17 protein-coding genes and 3 pseudogenes are annotated in these 13,906 nt (G+C 50.9%); 7 read left to right on the forward strand and 13 right to left on the reverse strand.

The window, feature by feature from the left end:
- From ACUU1M_RS14995 to ACUU1M_RS15020, 6 genes and pseudogenes are all read left to right on the forward strand, one after another.
- Window positions 1-82: IS1 family transposase (locus ACUU1M_RS14995; protein ID WP_000618533.1), on the forward strand; the 82-nt coding region annotated here is incomplete at its 5' end.
- A 16-nt stretch (window positions 83-98) separates the two neighbouring features.
- Window positions 99-338, forward strand: a pseudogene (locus ACUU1M_RS15000) (propionate/acetate kinase); the annotation flags it as partial.
- 33 nt (window positions 339-371) lie between these two features.
- Window positions 372-2,666, forward strand: a complete 2,295-nt coding sequence (tdcE, locus tag ACUU1M_RS15005; RefSeq protein ID WP_000861755.1) for a 2-ketobutyrate formate-lyase/pyruvate formate-lyase — start codon at window positions 372-374, stop codon at window positions 2,664-2,666.
- Between the two features lie 13 nt (window positions 2,667-2,679).
- Complete coding sequence (locus tag ACUU1M_RS15010) at window positions 2,680-3,069, forward strand: enamine/imine deaminase (protein WP_000719990.1); 390 nt, start codon at window positions 2,680-2,682, stop codon at window positions 3,067-3,069.
- 71 nt (window positions 3,070-3,140) lie between these two features.
- Window positions 3,141-4,505: an L-serine ammonia-lyase gene (gene tdcG, locus ACUU1M_RS15015; RefSeq protein WP_000622115.1), complete on the forward strand. Its 1,365-nt coding sequence runs from the start codon at window positions 3,141-3,143 to the stop codon at window positions 4,503-4,505.
- Window positions 4,506-4,779: 274 nt separating this feature from the next.
- Window positions 4,780-5,544 carry an L-serine ammonia-lyase, iron-sulfur-dependent, subunit alpha gene (locus tag ACUU1M_RS15020; protein WP_000401576.1) on the forward strand — a complete coding sequence of 255 codons (765 nt, stop codon included), beginning with the start codon at window positions 4,780-4,782 and terminating at the stop codon, window positions 5,542-5,544.
- A 211-nt stretch (window positions 5,545-5,755) separates the two neighbouring features.
- Here the strand turns inward: ACUU1M_RS15020 and yhaL are convergent, their stop codons facing one another.
- Together yhaL and ACUU1M_RS15030 are read right to left on the reverse strand one after the other, a co-directional pair.
- Complete coding sequence (gene yhaL / locus ACUU1M_RS15025; RefSeq protein WP_005050939.1) at window positions 5,756-5,920, reverse strand: protein YhaL; 165 nt, start codon at window positions 5,918-5,920, stop codon at window positions 5,756-5,758.
- A 22-nt stretch (window positions 5,921-5,942) separates the two neighbouring features.
- A complete protein-coding gene (locus tag ACUU1M_RS15030; protein ID WP_000633582.1) occupies window positions 5,943-6,644 on the reverse strand; it encodes a pirin family protein in 702 nt (233 codons plus the stop codon).
- 104 nt (window positions 6,645-6,748) lie between these two features.
- On the opposite strand from ACUU1M_RS15030, the pseudogene yhaJ reads away from it, so the two are divergent.
- Window positions 6,749-7,645, forward strand: a pseudogene (gene yhaJ / locus ACUU1M_RS15035) (DNA-binding transcriptional regulator YhaJ).
- Between the two features lie 206 nt (window positions 7,646-7,851).
- On the opposite strand, the gene ACUU1M_RS15040 reads toward yhaJ, so the two are convergent.
- The 11 genes and pseudogenes from ACUU1M_RS15040 to exuR form a co-directional block, all read right to left on the reverse strand.
- A complete protein-coding gene (locus tag ACUU1M_RS15040) occupies window positions 7,852-8,220 on the reverse strand; it encodes a DUF805 domain-containing protein (RefSeq protein ID WP_005076795.1) in 369 nt (122 codons plus the stop codon).
- Between the two features lie 292 nt (window positions 8,221-8,512).
- A pseudogene (yqjG, locus tag ACUU1M_RS15045) lies at window positions 8,513-9,498 on the reverse strand (glutathionyl-hydroquinone reductase YqjG).
- A 69-nt stretch (window positions 9,499-9,567) separates the two neighbouring features.
- Window positions 9,568-9,960, reverse strand: coding sequence for a DoxX family protein (locus tag ACUU1M_RS15050; protein ID WP_000732226.1), 393 nt, complete (start codon window positions 9,958-9,960; stop codon window positions 9,568-9,570).
- Between the two features lie 185 nt (window positions 9,961-10,145).
- Window positions 10,146-10,445 (reverse strand): YqjK-like family protein, encoded by a 300-nt coding sequence (locus ACUU1M_RS15055; RefSeq protein ID WP_000096085.1) that lies wholly within the window; start codon window positions 10,443-10,445, stop codon window positions 10,146-10,148.
- On the reverse strand, window positions 10,435-10,839 hold the full coding sequence (locus tag ACUU1M_RS15060; RefSeq protein WP_000785722.1) for a phage holin family protein: 405 nt from the start codon (window positions 10,837-10,839) through the stop codon (window positions 10,435-10,437). The genes ACUU1M_RS15055 and ACUU1M_RS15060 overlap by 11 nt, the downstream gene beginning before the upstream one ends.
- Window positions 10,840-10,841: 2 nt before the next feature.
- A complete protein-coding gene (locus tag ACUU1M_RS15065) occupies window positions 10,842-11,147 on the reverse strand; it encodes a DUF883 family protein (protein ID WP_000031415.1) in 306 nt (101 codons plus the stop codon).
- 37 nt (window positions 11,148-11,184) lie between these two features.
- Window positions 11,185-11,553, reverse strand: a complete 369-nt coding sequence (gene yqjC / locus ACUU1M_RS15070; RefSeq protein WP_005076788.1) for a DUF1090 family protein YqjC — start codon at window positions 11,551-11,553, stop codon at window positions 11,185-11,187.
- Window positions 11,554-11,699: 146 nt separating this feature from the next.
- A complete protein-coding gene (mzrA, locus tag ACUU1M_RS15075) occupies window positions 11,700-12,083 on the reverse strand; it encodes an EnvZ/OmpR regulon moderator MzrA (RefSeq protein WP_001166768.1) in 384 nt (127 codons plus the stop codon).
- 3 nt (window positions 12,084-12,086) lie between these two features.
- Window positions 12,087-12,749 (reverse strand): DedA family general envelope maintenance protein YqjA, encoded by a 663-nt coding sequence (yqjA, locus tag ACUU1M_RS15080; RefSeq protein WP_000422149.1) that lies wholly within the window; start codon window positions 12,747-12,749, stop codon window positions 12,087-12,089.
- A 21-nt stretch (window positions 12,750-12,770) separates the two neighbouring features.
- Window positions 12,771-12,854 (reverse strand): protein YqiM, encoded by an 84-nt coding sequence (gene yqiM / locus ACUU1M_RS15085; RefSeq protein ID WP_211180508.1) that lies wholly within the window; start codon window positions 12,852-12,854, stop codon window positions 12,771-12,773.
- 239 nt (window positions 12,855-13,093) lie between these two features.
- A complete protein-coding gene (exuR, locus tag ACUU1M_RS15090; RefSeq protein ID WP_000406488.1) occupies window positions 13,094-13,870 on the reverse strand; it encodes a transcriptional regulator ExuR in 777 nt (258 codons plus the stop codon).
- Window positions 13,871-13,906 lie beyond the last annotated feature (36 nt).

Genomic DNA, 13,906 nt, shown 5'->3' on the forward strand with positions numbered 1-13,906 from the left:
GAAGTCACTGTCGTTCTCAAAATCGGTGGAGCTGCATGACAAGGTTATCGGGCATTATCTGAACATAAAACACTATCAGTAAGTTGGAGTCATTACCCACCGGCGGAATAGGAGAGAATTCAAGTTTAATTCGTCGTCTGGTCATGGAACATTTGGCTGTATTAGGCGTAGAGATTGATACAGAAATGAATAATCGATCTAACTCTTTTGGCGAGCGAATTGTTTCCAGTGAAAATGCGCATGTCATTTGCGTCGTTATTCCGACTAACGAAGAAAAAATGATTGCTTTGGATGCCATTCATTTAGGTAAAGTTAACGCGCCCGCAGAATTTGCATAATTTAGTTGAAGTATTGTAGAGAGATTATTTTTCATGAAGGTAGATATTGATACCAGCGATAAGCTGTACGCTGACGCATGGCTTGGCTTTAAAGGTACGGACTGGAAAAGCGAAATTAATGTCCGCGATTTTATTCAACATAACTATACACCGTATGAAGGCGATGAATCTTTTCTCGCCGAAGCGACGCCTGCCACCACGGAATTGTGGGAAAAAGTAATGGAAGGCATCCGTATCGAAAACGCAACCCACGCGCCGGTTGATTTCGATACCAATATTGCCACCACAATTACCGCTCATGATGCGGGATATATTAACCAGCCGCTGGAAAAAATTGTTGGCCTGCAAACGGATGCGCCGTTGAAACGTGCGCTACACCCGTTCGGTGGCATTAATATGATTAAAAGTTCATTCCACGCCTATGGCCGTGAAATGGACAGTGAATTTGAATATCTGTTTACCGATCTGCGTAAAACCCATAACCAGGGCGTATTTGATGTTTACTCACCGGATATGCTGCGCTGCCGTAAATCTGGCGTGCTGACCGGTTTACCAGATGGCTATGGTCGTGGGCGCATTATCGGTGACTATCGCCGCGTAGCGCTGTATGGCATCAGTTATCTGGTGCGTGAACGCAAACTGCAATTTGCCGATCTCCAGTCTCGTCTGGAAAAAGGCGAGGATCTGGAAGCCACCATCCGTCTGCGTGAGGAGCTGGCAGAGCATCGTCATGCGCTGTTGCAGATTCAGGAAATGGCGGCGAAATATGGCTTTGATATCTCTCGCCCGGCGCAGAATGCACAGGAAGCGGTGCAGTGGCTCTACTTCGCTTATCTGGCGGCAGTGAAATCGCAAAATGGCGGCGCGATGTCGCTGGGGCGAACGGCATCGTTCCTGGATATCTACATTGAGCGCGACTTTAAAGCTGGCGTCCTCAATGAGCAGCAGGCACAGGAACTGATCGATCACTTCATCATGAAGATCCGTATGGTACGCTTCCTGCGTACACCGGAATTTGATTCGCTGTTCTCCGGCGACCCAATCTGGGCGACGGAAGTGATCGGCGGGATGGGGCTGGACGGTCGTACGCTGGTGACCAAAAACTCCTTCCGCTATTTGCACACCCTGCACACTATGGGGCCGGCACCGGAACCTAACCTGACCATTCTTTGGTCGGAAGAATTACCGATTGCCTTCAAAAAATATGCCGCGCAGGTGTCGATCGTCACCTCTTCCTTGCAGTATGAAAATGACGATCTGATGCGTACTGACTTCAACAGCGACGATTACGCGATTGCCTGCTGCGTCAGCCCAATGGTGATTGGTAAGCAAATGCAGTTCTTTGGTGCACGCGCTAACCTGGCGAAAACGCTGCTCTACGCAATTAACGGCGGGGTGGACGAGAAGCTGAAGATTCAGGTCGGGCCGAAAACAGCACCGCTGATGGACGACGTGCTGGATTACGACAAAGTGATGGACAGCCTCGATCACTTCATGGACTGGCTGGCGGTGCAGTACATCAGCGCGCTGAATATCATTCACTACATGCACGACAAGTACAGCTACGAAGCTTCGCTGATGGCGCTGCACGATCGTGATGTCTATCGCACTATGGCATGCGGCATCGCGGGCCTGTCGGTGGCGACGGACTCCCTGTCTGCCATCAAATATGCCCGCGTGAAACCAATCCGTGACGAAAACGGCCTGGCGGTGGACTTTGAAATCGACGGTGAATATCCGCAGTACGGCAACAACGACGAGCGCGTAGACAGCATTGCCTGCGACCTGGTTGAACGCTTTATGAAGAAAATTAAAGCGCTGCCAACCTATCGCAACGCCGTCCCTACCCAGTCGATTCTGACTATCACTTCTAACGTGGTGTACGGCCAGAAAACCGGTAATACGCCGGACGGTCGTCGCGCCGGAACACCGTTCGCGCCGGGCGCTAACCCGATGCATGGTCGTGACCGCAAAGGTGCCGTGGCCTCATTGACGTCGGTGGCGAAACTGCCGTTCACCTACGCCAAAGATGGGATCTCGTACACCTTCTCAATCGTTCCTGCGGCGCTGGGCAAAGAAGATCCAGTACGTAAAACCAACCTTGTTGGCCTGCTGGATGGGTATTTCCACCACGAAGCGGATGTCGAAGGCGGTCAACACCTCAACGTCAACGTAATGAATCGGGAAATGCTGCTGGATGCCATCGAGCACCCGGAAAAATATCCTAACCTGACAATCCGTGTCTCTGGCTACGCCGTGCGCTTCAACGCACTGACCCGTGAACAGCAACAGGATGTTATTTCACGTACTTTTACCCAGGCGCTCTGACGCCGGAGGATGTATGAAAAAGATTATCGAAACGCAACGTGCCCCAGGCGCAATCGGCCCTTATGTTCAGGGCGTTGATTTAGGCAGCATGGTCTTCACCTCCGGGCAAATTCCGGTTTGCCCGCAGACCGGTGAGATCCCGGCTGATGTGCAAGATCAGGCACGTTTAAGCCTCGAAAACGTCAAAGCGATCGTGGTTGCTGCCGGGCTGAGCGTGGGCGATATCATCAAGATGACCGTGTTCATCACCGATCTGAATGATTTTGCCACCATCAATGAAGTCTATAAGCAGTTCTTCGATGAGCATCAGGCGACCTACCCGACCCGGAGCTGTGTGCAGGTTGCGCGTTTGCCGAAAGATGTGAAGCTGGAAATTGAAGCTATCGCAGTACGTAGTGCGTAAAGCCTCGTGAGCGGGACGGTCGCAAGGTCGTTCCGCTCCACTTCACTGAACGGCAATCCGAGGGTGTGGATATGATTAGTGCATTCGATATTTTCAAAATTGGGATTGGTCCCTCCAGTTCGCATACCGTGGGGCCAATGAATGCCGGAAAAAGTTTTATTGATCGGCTGGAAAGTAGCGGCTTATTAACCGCGACGAGCCATATTGTGGTCGATCTGTACGGGTCGTTGTCACTGACGGGCAAAGGCCATGCCACGGATGTCGCCATTATCATGGGACTGGCAGGAAACAGTCCGCAGGATGTTGTCATTGATGAGATCCCTGCATTTATAGAGTTAGTAACGCGCAGCGGGCGGCTGCCAGTGGCATCTGGTGCGCATATTGTTGATTTTCCTGTAGCAAAGAACATTATCTTCCATCCCGAAATGTTGCCTCGCCATGAGAACGGAATGCGGATCACTGCCTGGAAGGGACAGGAAGCGCTATTAAGTAAAACCTATTACTCTGTCGGCGGCGGGTTTATTGTCGAAGAAGAACACTTCGGCCTGTCGCACGATGTCGAAACGTCCGTACCTTACGATTTCCACTCAGCAGGTGAACTGCTGAAAATGTGTGATTACAACGGCCTGTCTATATCTGGCCTGATGATGCACAACGAGCTGGCGCTGCGCAGCAAAGCGGAAATTGACGCAGGGTTTGCCCGTATCTGGCAAGTGATGCATGACGGTATTGAACGCGGGATGAACACTGAAGGCGTGCTGCCTGGTCCGCTCAATGTGCCGCGTCGTGCCGTAGCGCTGCGTCGTCAGCTGGTTTCTAGCGATAACATCTCTAACGATCCGATGAATGTCATCGACTGGATCAACATGTACGCGCTGGCGGTTAGTGAAGAAAACGCAGCTGGCGGGCGCGTGGTAACGGCACCGACTAACGGTGCGTGCGGCATTATTCCGGCAGTGCTGGCTTATTACGATAAGTTCCGTCGTCCGGTAAACGAGCGGTCAATTGCCCGCTATTTTCTGGCAGCGGGGGCTATTGGCGCGCTGTATAAAATGAACGCCTCCATCTCTGGCGCGGAGGTCGGCTGTCAGGGGGAGATTGGCGTGGCCTGTTCAATGGCAGCGGCAGGGTTAACTGAACTACTGGGCGGCAGTCCGGCGCAGGTATGCAATGCGGCGGAAATCGCGATGGAGCATAACCTTGGGCTGACCTGCGATCCGGTTGCCGGACAGGTACAAATCCCGTGCATTGAACGTAATGCCATTAATGCCGTGAAAGCAGTAAACGCCGCGCGGATGGCGATGCGCCGCACCTCGGCACCGCGTGTTTCACTCGATAAAGTGATCGAGACGATGTATGAAACCGGCAAAGATATGAACGATAAATACCGCGAAACATCACGCGGAGGACTGGCCATTAAAGTGGTCTGCGGCTGACATTGCTGTCAGCTTTCATCCTTGGGTGCACAAATGTGCACCTTTTTTTTGTGATCTGCCGCAAATAGAGAATGAATATTCTCTTGCGATTAATTTAGTAGAAAATTCTTATCCATCTCCGTTATTTTAAAGTCTTGATTGTGAAGATTTTCTCTGGCCTCGCGCGTATCATTTCTTTATTCTAATAACTCGCCTGCAAAAACGTAGACCGCATATCGCCTTGATGCGGCTCGGAAAAAAATAATAAGCCCTACAAAATATTGAGCGAGAAATTATGGAAATTGCATCGAATAAAGGCGTCATTGCAGACGCTTCGACCCCGGCGGGTCGTGCTGGAATGAGTGAGAGCGAGTGGCGAGAAGCGATCAAATTCGACAGTACTGACACCGGCTGGGTGATTATGAGTATCGGGATGGCGATTGGCGCGGGGATTGTTTTTCTCCCGGTGCAGGTCGGTTTGATGGGATTGTGGGTATTTTTGCTCTCATCGGTGATTGGTTACCCGGCAATGTATCTGTTTCAGCGGTTGTTTATTAATACGCTGGCAGAATCACCAGAATGTAAAGATTACCCGAGTGTCATTAGCGGTTATTTAGGTAAAAACTGGGGCATCCTGTTAGGTGCGCTCTATTTCGTAATGCTGGTGATTTGGATGTTCGTCTATTCCACCGCCATCACCAACGATAGTGCTTCCTATCTGCATACCTTCGGCGTGACGGAAGGGTTGCTGTCAGACAGTCCCTTTTATGGTCTGGTACTGATTTGCATTCTGGTGGCGATCAGCAGTATGATCGGCGATGTCAGCGGCATGATTTGCGATGGTGCGTCGAACAGCTGCGCGATGAAGGTTTCGACCAGTGCTTCGGCTGCGTGGAAAGCGGTGTTAATGGCGCTGGATGATACCGCCGTGACCGGCAATGAAGGGATCGTGGCGCATGATGTTGAGCAGTCGATTGCCAACCTGTGTGCGTTAGCAAGCCATTCGATGCAGCAAACGGATCGGCAGATTATCGAGATTATGGCGAGCAAGGCCAGATAAACGCCAGGTTTTGAGTATTGTGCCGGATGCGATGCTGGCGCACCTTATCCGGCCTACGGGGTGCTCAACTTGTTGATGTTGTTGTGTTTTGTACCTGATGCCGGATGCGATGCTGGCGCATCTTATCCGGCCTACGGGGTGTTTAATTTGTTGATGTTGTTGTGTTTTGTAGGCCGGATAAGGCGTTTACGCCGCATCCGGCAACCTGTCTTTACGCGGTAGCTTCATCCTCGGCTAAACGCGTTTCAGCATCCGCGACGATAGCTTCCAGCTCGCTCAACATCTCTTCATAGCCAAAATTTTTGGCGGTGCGAGCAGGTTCTTTCGCCACCACGGGCTTCGCTGGCTGGCGCTTTTTGGTCGATTTTTTACTCATCATCATCTCCCTGTAAAAACAACTAGACAGGCAAATCTATCAGCAAAGCGCGCAGTGGGGAATCGGCAACCAGCGTAATGTTAGCCTCGTCACGAATAAACGCCCCATCACCGCAGGTTAGCGCCGCTTTCTCTTCATGATGCGTAAGCGCATGAAATTTCCCGTGAATCGATTGCAAATACGCGCGTGGCCCATGCAACTGGAAATTCGCACTTTCGCCTTTGTCGAGCACGATATGGTGCAGCCACACTTGTTGGCGTAATTGCAGGCTTCCCATCGCACCCTCTGGCGAGGCGATTAATTGCTGTTTGTCCATATTAAGCGCCAGCTTTTGAATCAGCGGATTCTCTCGCTGCGGGCAGGTATCCAGCCAAAGCTGCATTCGCGTTAACGGTTTGTCTTTGCTGAGATTGTGTTCGCTATAGCTGACACCCGGCTGGGTAGAGAGCAGCAACGCCTCTCCGGCGCTGGCCTGAACATGATTGCCTTCGCTGTCGCGATACTCTGCTTCTCCATCCAGAATCACATTTAAAATATCGACTTTGGGATAGGTTCGCGGCTGAAAGGCGGCACCTGGGGCCAGCACTTCTTGGTTAAGCACACGCAGGGAGGCATAGCCTAACAATTTCGGGTCGAAGTAGTGTCCAAAGGAAAAAGTATACCGGGCCTGCAACCATCCGTAGTCTGCTTGTCCACACTGCCTGGCAGTTCGGGTAGTAATCATAATTCTTGACCTCTCTTTACTTCCTTTTATGGTAAGGGGCTGGACGCTACATTGTTAGCCAGATATTCTGCCCGGTATGTTCAAATTTCCTGAATGAGAACGAAATGGCCAAAGAAAGGGCATTAACGCTGGAAGCACTACGGGTTATGGATGCGATCGATCGCCGGGGCAGTTTTGCGGCGGCAGCGGATGAGCTGGGACGCGTGCCTTCCGCACTTAGCTACACCATGCAAAAACTGGAAGAAGAGCTGGATGTGGTGCTGTTTGACCGCTCGGGCCATCGCACCAAATTCACCAATGTCGGGAGGATGTTGCTGGAGCGAGGGCGCGTTTTGCTGGAAGCCGCAGATAAACTGACTACTGATGCGTAAGCTCTCGCGCGCGGTTGGGAAACGCATCTCACCATTGTGACCGAAGCGCTGGTACCGACACCTGCCTTTTTCCCGTTAATCGACAAACTGGCGGCAAAAGCCAATACCCAACTGGCAATCATCACAGAAGTGCTGGCGGGGGCGTGGGAACGGCTGGAGCAGGGGCGGGCGGATATCGTTATCGCGCCGGATATGCATTTTCGTTCCTCGTCGGAGATCAACTCGCGCAAGCTCTATACGTTAATGAACGTCTACGTTGCCGCGCCTGATCACCCGATTCATCAGGAGCCGGAACCGTTATCTGAAGTGACGCGTGTGAAATATCGTGGAATTGCGGTAGCGGATACCGCTCGTGAGCGCCCGGTGTTGACCGTACAGCTGCTGGACAAACAGCCGCGCTTAACGGTGAGCACGATTGAAGATAAACGTCAGGCATTACTGGCGGGGCTTGGCGTGGCGACGATGCCGTATCCGATGGTCGAAAAAGATATTGCGGAAGGGCGGTTGCGTGTCGTCAGCCCGGAATCGACCAGCGAGATCGATATTATTATGGCCTGGCGTCGTGACAGTATGGGGGAAGCGAAATCCTGGTGTCTGCGGGAAATTCCAAAGTTGTTCGCTGGAAAATAATCTATTAAGCACCTTTCACAAGGTGCTTCTGACTGCTGACAAACGCAAAACTGCCTGATGCGCTACGCTTATCAGGCCTACGCAGTCACTGCAATATATTGAATTTTGGCAATTTGTAGGCTGGATAAGGCGTTTACGCCGCATCCGGCATAAACAAAGCGCACTTTGTCAACAATTTGAAGCACCTTTTACAAGGTGCTTAATCATTATTCTTGTTCCAGTTTTGGATCTGGTCCAAAGCGGTTTTCGCCTGGCGTACCCGCCAGGCAGTTAAAGACGATGATAATAAGCCAGCCGATAAACGGGATTAAGAATAGCAGTGCCCACCACGCCGAGCGGTCGGTGTCGTGCAGGCGGCGGAACTGAACCGCCCACCACGGTAAAAACACCAGAATACCGTAGATTGTCGTCAGGATGCCTTCGCCACCAGCGCGTTGCCAGCCTAACATTTTATCCAGCAGCCCCAGCACGAACGTAAAGATGATGTTGACCAGAATAAACATCCAGTACTCTTTGCGCCGCGCACGACCCCGGAAACCGACATAATTTTTTAGTACTTTCAGATACCAGTCCATTTTTGCCTCAATTTTGCTCAATCACTTGTTTTTAAAGCAGCAAATTAAGAATAGACGTGAATGAAATGGCAGTAAATATTCGTTCAAGGAATTAATAAAGTGCCGTGAAGGCGCGCTAAGACTGATGGCAAGCGCAAAATCGCCAGATGCGCTACGCTTATCTGGCCTACGCGGTCATTGTAACATATTGAATATAAACGCTTTGTAGGTTTGATAAGGCGTTCACGCCGCATCCGACATGAACAACATGCACTTAGCTAATTATCAGAGGCACCTCGTAAGGTGCCTTTTTTTAACCGAAGCGAACATCTCGTCCATGCGGTTCATCGAGATCCTGCCACGGACCAATTGAAATAATCCCCGTAGGGTTGATGGTCTTATGGCTGCGGAAGTAATGATTACGGATGTGATCGAAATTGACAGTTTCGGCGATCCCCGGCATCTGGTAGATATCGCGCAGGAAGCCATACAGATTCAGGTAATCGCTGATGCGGTGCTTATCACACTTGAAGTGGGTCACATACACTGGATCAAAACGCACCAGCGTAGTCCACAGGCGAATATCGGCTTCGGTTAGCTGGTTGCCGGTCAGGTAACGATGCTGGCCTAAAATCTGCTCCAGTCGCGCCAGCGATTCAAACACTTTCGCCACCGCCTCGTCGTAGGCTTGCTGGCTGGTGGCAAACCAGCTTTATACACGCCGTTGTTAACGGTGTCATAAATCCAGCCGTTAAGTTCGTCAATTTTCGTTTGCAGGGCTGGTGGGTAGTAATCACCCGCTTTTGCGCCCAGCGCATCAAACGCGGTATTGAACATGCGGATGATTTCTGCTGATTCGTTGCTGACGATGGTGTGGTTCTTTTTGTCCCACAGCACGGGAACAGTAACTCGTCCGCTGTAGTGTGGATCGGCGTGGAGATAAAGCTGATACAGAAATTCATGTTGATAGAGCGTATCTCCGGTTGCTCCCGGAAAACTGTCATCAAAGGTCCAGCCGTTTTCCAGCATCAGCGGGTTCACTACGGAAACGGAAATAAACGGTTCCAGTCCTTTGAGTTTGCGCATGATCAGCGTGCGGTGCGCCCACGGGCAGGCGAGTGAAACATAGAGATGATAACGATCTTTCTCTGCGATAAAACCGCCTGTGCCAGTGGGGCCAGGTGCGCCATCGGCAGTGAGCCAGTTACGAAATGCGGAAGCTGAACGTTGAAATTTACCGCCGGTAGATTTGGTATCGTACCAGGTGTCATGCCAGACGCCGTCAATCAGTTGACCCATTTTTCTCTCCTCCAATAGCAAAAACGAGGAGCTTCCTCCTCGTTTTTTATCGTTAAGTATAGCGCGTGCTTACCACTTTTTATTCAGCAGGCGGTCGATGCTATACGCGCCCGGACCGGTAATTGCCAGCAGCAGGAATCCGCCAGAAATTGTCAGGTTTTTCATGAACATCAGCGAGTTGACGCCTTCAGCAAAGTTGCTGTGAAATAAAAATGCCGTCAGCAGCGTAAAGCCCGCAGTAAACAGGGCTGTGGTGCGAGTCAGGAAACCGAACAGGATTGCCAGACCACCACCGAACTCAAGCAGAATCACCAGCGGCAGCATAAAACCCGGGACACCCATTGCTTCCATATATTGTTGGGTACCAGAGTAAGCGGTGATTTTTCCCCAGCCTGCGGTAATAAACAGAATCGGCATTAAAATGTGCGCTACCAGTACACCAACATCTTCTAATTTTTTCATCATACTCTCCACTGCGCCACTCAGGCTGCTGATTGTTTTTTTGTGCAAGGGCGCGGTATTAGCGTCGTTGCTGTCGATGGAGAGAATCATAAACGTGGTGAATGATGATTGTTAGCAAGGAAAACTGTCAAAAATATTCAAAAAATTTGAGGGATAAGGCCGGAATTGCTCCGGCCAGAGGGAAGTTAACCGCGAAGCTGTTGCTGCTTGAGGGGCGTTTTAACCAGACGCCAGGCGCTCCATACGCCAAAACCGCGTCTGGCCCAGCGGACCAGCATATTAGGATGGCGAATCGTCCAGATCGCCATCACGCTACTGCCAACCAGCGCCCAGGAGCGCAGACTTAGCAGCATATTCCAGCGACGATCGTAAGCGCCTGTTGCCTCCAGCCATTCACGACGACTGGCGGAAAGATCCAGCCGTTGTTGCTGGATCTGGCTAAGCAGTTGCGCCTTACGTCGTTCACGTTCGACTTTACTGCTCACGGGACTCCTCCTCGAGCAGTTGCCGATCGTTTGCCAGCTCATGGCGTGTATGGCGCAGCAAGGTGGATTTACGCGATTTACGTAACGTCCAGATACCGCCAATCAGTGCCAGTAGCAGCAACACCACGGTGGTGGCAATCATCGCATTCAGGCGATATTGCGGATCAACCGCCCAAATAATTAGCACCATCAGGCTCATAAGACCAAATGCAGCGAAAAGCATCGTCAGGCCCAGCATCAGTAAAAGTTGAAAGAGATTAGCTTTTTCCTCTTCCAGCTCCACCACCGCCAGCCGCAGACGTGTTTCCACCATTTCAACCATGATGGAAACAATTCGCTGCCCGATGCCCAGAACGCTTTTACCGGGCCCTTGCGCGTGATGAGTGTCCGCCATAATTAACGACGCGACAGCAGAACGCCGAGCACTACACCGATTGCAGCGCCAATTCCCACGCCGGTCCACGGATTTTCACGCACATACTCATCAGCACGCGCCGCCGCGACACGGGTTTGTTTGGCGATGGCATCACCGGTTTCACCCAGGCGATAACGGCTCTGTTTCAGTGCCTGCTCCGCTTTGCTACGAATCTTACTCAACTCTTCTTTCGACTTCTCGCCAGATGAGCTAAGCACCTCTTCCAGCGTATCGGAAAGGGATTTCAACTCAGCACGCAGATGTTCCGTAGTGTGTTCTTTCGACATAGTTTTCTCCAGGTGAGTAAGTAGTGACTATTGTGAGTTAGTAGTCGCGCGCTTCCAGCTTTTTCAGCTCTTCCTGCGCTTCTGCCAGTTTCCGTTCGCGTTTGGCAATCTTATCGGCATCGCCTTTTTGCTTCGCCTCGGCTAAATCTTGCTGGCGTTCCGCCACCTCATCTTTCTGCTTTGCGATTTTCTTGTGATGATCGGCACGCAGCTGGCTATCTGAACAGTTGGCCCGGACTTCACTCAGGGCTTTATTCAGACCGTCAATACGATTCTGGTTTTGGTGTTTTTCGGCATAGCTGAGCTCCTTAAGGATATTTTGCTCCTTTTCCTGACACAGGGTAGTGGCATAACTACCGGCACTAAGAGCAAAGAGAGAAACAGCTAAAGCGATGCGGTATTTCATTCTTGAACCTTCCATTGTGATTCGGACCTATTACAAAGGAACGATTGTCCAGACAACGAAGCGGTAGTGTTAACCACCGCCTCATTAATCATAGACAGTTACGGTGAAATCACCAAAGTGAGTGATATGTTTCGGATAACAGGAAGTTATCCGAAGCGATGAGAGTTATCCCGTAACCGGGTCAGCCACTGCATAGCCTGACTGTTATTGTCCTGCTGCGCAATGATGTAGCCATGGGGCAATGTTCTGTCGAGGACCGCTTTTGCGGCGGCGCTCTGGTCGCTGGAGTCAAATGTAATTAACAGAGTGTCGTTTTTGGGGGTGATACTTTTGAAAGGAATGCCATGAGCGTCAAGGTGATGCCAGATCGAAAAACCGTCTGGCATCGTTGTGCCTTGATGAACGGCACGAATCGCCAGCGTAGACTCTTGCTGGCGAACCGCGGACCAGGCCAGCAACAGCGTGCCGACCAGAAGTAAAACAGTGCCGGACCAGGCTAGCTGGCGAAGCGACATGCGAGGTATTTGCATCCCTTACCCCCGATTTCCATATTTCTTTTTCCATAACACGACCAGAGAACCTGCCAGGCCAAACACCAGCAGCACCACCGGGAGCAGCATCAGGCATGACATCAGCTGGTCCTCGTACTTTAAAAATACCGGCGTTTTGCCGAGCATGTAACCCAGAGTTGTCAGGATCAATACCCACAGCAGACCGCTCATCCAGTTGAAGAACTGAAAGCGCGCGTTATTCAGCCCTGATAACCCGGCAATCGTCGGCAGCAGTGTTCTGACAAATGCAATAAAGCGACCAATTAACAGCGCCGATAAACCGTGTTTATGAAAAAGATGGTGTGCGCGTTGATGATAATGCGCGGGTAAATGAGATAGCCAGTTTTGTACGGTGCGGGTATTGCCCAGCCATCGCCCCTGAATATAGCTGACCCAGCAACCGAGGCTGGCGGCAACGGTCAGCAGCAGAATCGTTTGCGGGTAACCCATCGCGCCTTTCGCAATCAACACGCCGACCAATACCAGTAAACTGTCGCCCGGTAAAAAGGCCGCCGGAAGCAAGCCATTTTCAAGGAACAAAATTACAAACAAGACAAAATACAACATGCCAATCATCGATGGATTGGCCAGGGTTTCAAAATCCTGCGCCCACAGGGCTTGCAGCAATTGGGTCAAAAGTTCCATTCATTATTCCTGGTGAATCGGTTAACGCCACGCTGGTTTTAAAAGATGCACTACCGCAATGTTATTGCTGTTTTGGTATGTTCTGCGGGTTTGATACATCAACACAGCCTGAACTATTCCCTGTTAAAACGTGAGATAAGAAAGCATTCAAAAGCATAAATTCAAATTGAATCTAATTGTAACAAAGGTCAACGTTGTTCGTTATCAAAATTACATGTCCGTGGAGTCTGATTTTGCTGATTGCAGGGGAGGGTGGCGAGAGGATTTACACAGGCTGACACTTTATACTTTTCGCTTACCGACGAGACAAACAGGCGCATTGCAGCGCCTGTCGGACAGGAATTTCATTTGCTGCCGCTGGTGGCCGTATCGAGATGCACTACCGGGTTTTCGGCGAACAGATAGCGGTCGGCATTGAACTCGAAATCGTCGCTGGTTTCGTTAAATAACATGATTTTGGTGTTTTCCAGATGCTGCCACATTGCCAGCTTAGCAGCATGAGGATCTTTGCGAATTAACGCCTTGAGAATTTGATCATGGTCATCACACCAGTTATCAACGGTACGGGAATCAATGTGTTCGTGTAGTTTTTTCCAGTACGGGTTATGGCTACGTTGGGTCCACATTTTTTCAACGATGGCCGCCAGGGCGGAGTTCTGCGTCGCCAGGGCTACCTGAATGTGGAACTGTAAATCCCACTCGGAATCACGGAAGCATTGTTCGCCGCGCGCCTGTTCCTGAATGGCCATCAGTTTCATGATGTCTTGTTTCGTTACCTGAGTTGCCGCGAACTCGGCAATATTACTTTCGATGAGCTGGCGAGCCTGAAGCAACTCAAACGGACCGTAATTGGCGAATTCCATATTATTGTCAGCCGCCTGCTGATGGCGCGGCTGGTTGGAAACCACATGAATACCTGAACCTTTACGCACCTCCACATAGCCTTCAACTTCCAGCATGATGATGGCTTCACGAACTACCGTTCGGCTGACGTTCTTTTCATCGGCAATAAAGCGTTCGGCAGGCAGTTTATCACCCACCAGATAGACGCCCTGTTCAATGCGCTCTTTCAGGTCAGCAGCAAGTTGTTGATACAAACGGCGTGGTTCAGTGATTTCCATATGCGTCTCCCGGAGTGGAATGCGGACGAAGTTATC

This window comes from Shigella sp. SIG6 (assembly GCF_053555815.1).

What these genes read in the sequence shown, in the direction of transcription:
- mzrA (WP_001166768.1), bottom strand. Translation starts at nt 12,083, where the DNA reads ATGCAAATACCTCGCATGTCGCTTCGCCAGCTAGCCTGGTCCGGCACT.
- tdcE (WP_000861755.1), top strand. Translation starts at nt 372, where the DNA reads ATGAAGGTAGATATTGATACCAGCGATAAGCTGTACGCTGACGCATGG.
- ACUU1M_RS15040 (WP_005076795.1), bottom strand. Translation starts at nt 8,220, where the DNA reads ATGGACTGGTATCTGAAAGTACTAAAAAATTATGTCGGTTTCCGGGGT.
- yqjA (WP_000422149.1), bottom strand. Translation starts at nt 12,749, where the DNA reads ATGGAACTTTTGACCCAATTGCTGCAAGCCCTGTGGGCGCAGGATTTT.
- tdcG (WP_000622115.1), top strand. Translation starts at nt 3,141, where the DNA reads ATGATTAGTGCATTCGATATTTTCAAAATTGGGATTGGTCCCTCCAGT.
- ACUU1M_RS15050 (WP_000732226.1), bottom strand. Translation starts at nt 9,960, where the DNA reads ATGAAAAAATTAGAAGATGTTGGTGTACTGGTAGCGCACATTTTAATG.
- yqjC (WP_005076788.1), bottom strand. Translation starts at nt 11,553, where the DNA reads ATGAAATACCGCATCGCTTTAGCTGTTTCTCTCTTTGCTCTTAGTGCC.
- exuR (WP_000406488.1), bottom strand. Translation starts at nt 13,870, where the DNA reads ATGGAAATCACTGAACCACGCCGTTTGTATCAACAACTTGCTGCTGAC.
- ACUU1M_RS15030 (WP_000633582.1), bottom strand. Translation starts at nt 6,644, where the DNA reads ATGATTACTACCCGAACTGCCAGGCAGTGTGGACAAGCAGACTACGGA.
- ACUU1M_RS15060 (WP_000785722.1), bottom strand. Translation starts at nt 10,839, where the DNA reads ATGGCGGACACTCATCACGCGCAAGGGCCCGGTAAAAGCGTTCTGGGC.
- ACUU1M_RS15065 (WP_000031415.1), bottom strand. Translation starts at nt 11,147, where the DNA reads ATGTCGAAAGAACACACTACGGAACATCTGCGTGCTGAGTTGAAATCC.
- ACUU1M_RS15020 (WP_000401576.1), top strand. Translation starts at nt 4,780, where the DNA reads ATGGAAATTGCATCGAATAAAGGCGTCATTGCAGACGCTTCGACCCCG.
- ACUU1M_RS15010 (WP_000719990.1), top strand. Translation starts at nt 2,680, where the DNA reads ATGAAAAAGATTATCGAAACGCAACGTGCCCCAGGCGCAATCGGCCCT.
- yhaL (WP_005050939.1), bottom strand. Translation starts at nt 5,920, where the DNA reads ATGAGTAAAAAATCGACCAAAAAGCGCCAGCCAGCGAAGCCCGTGGTG.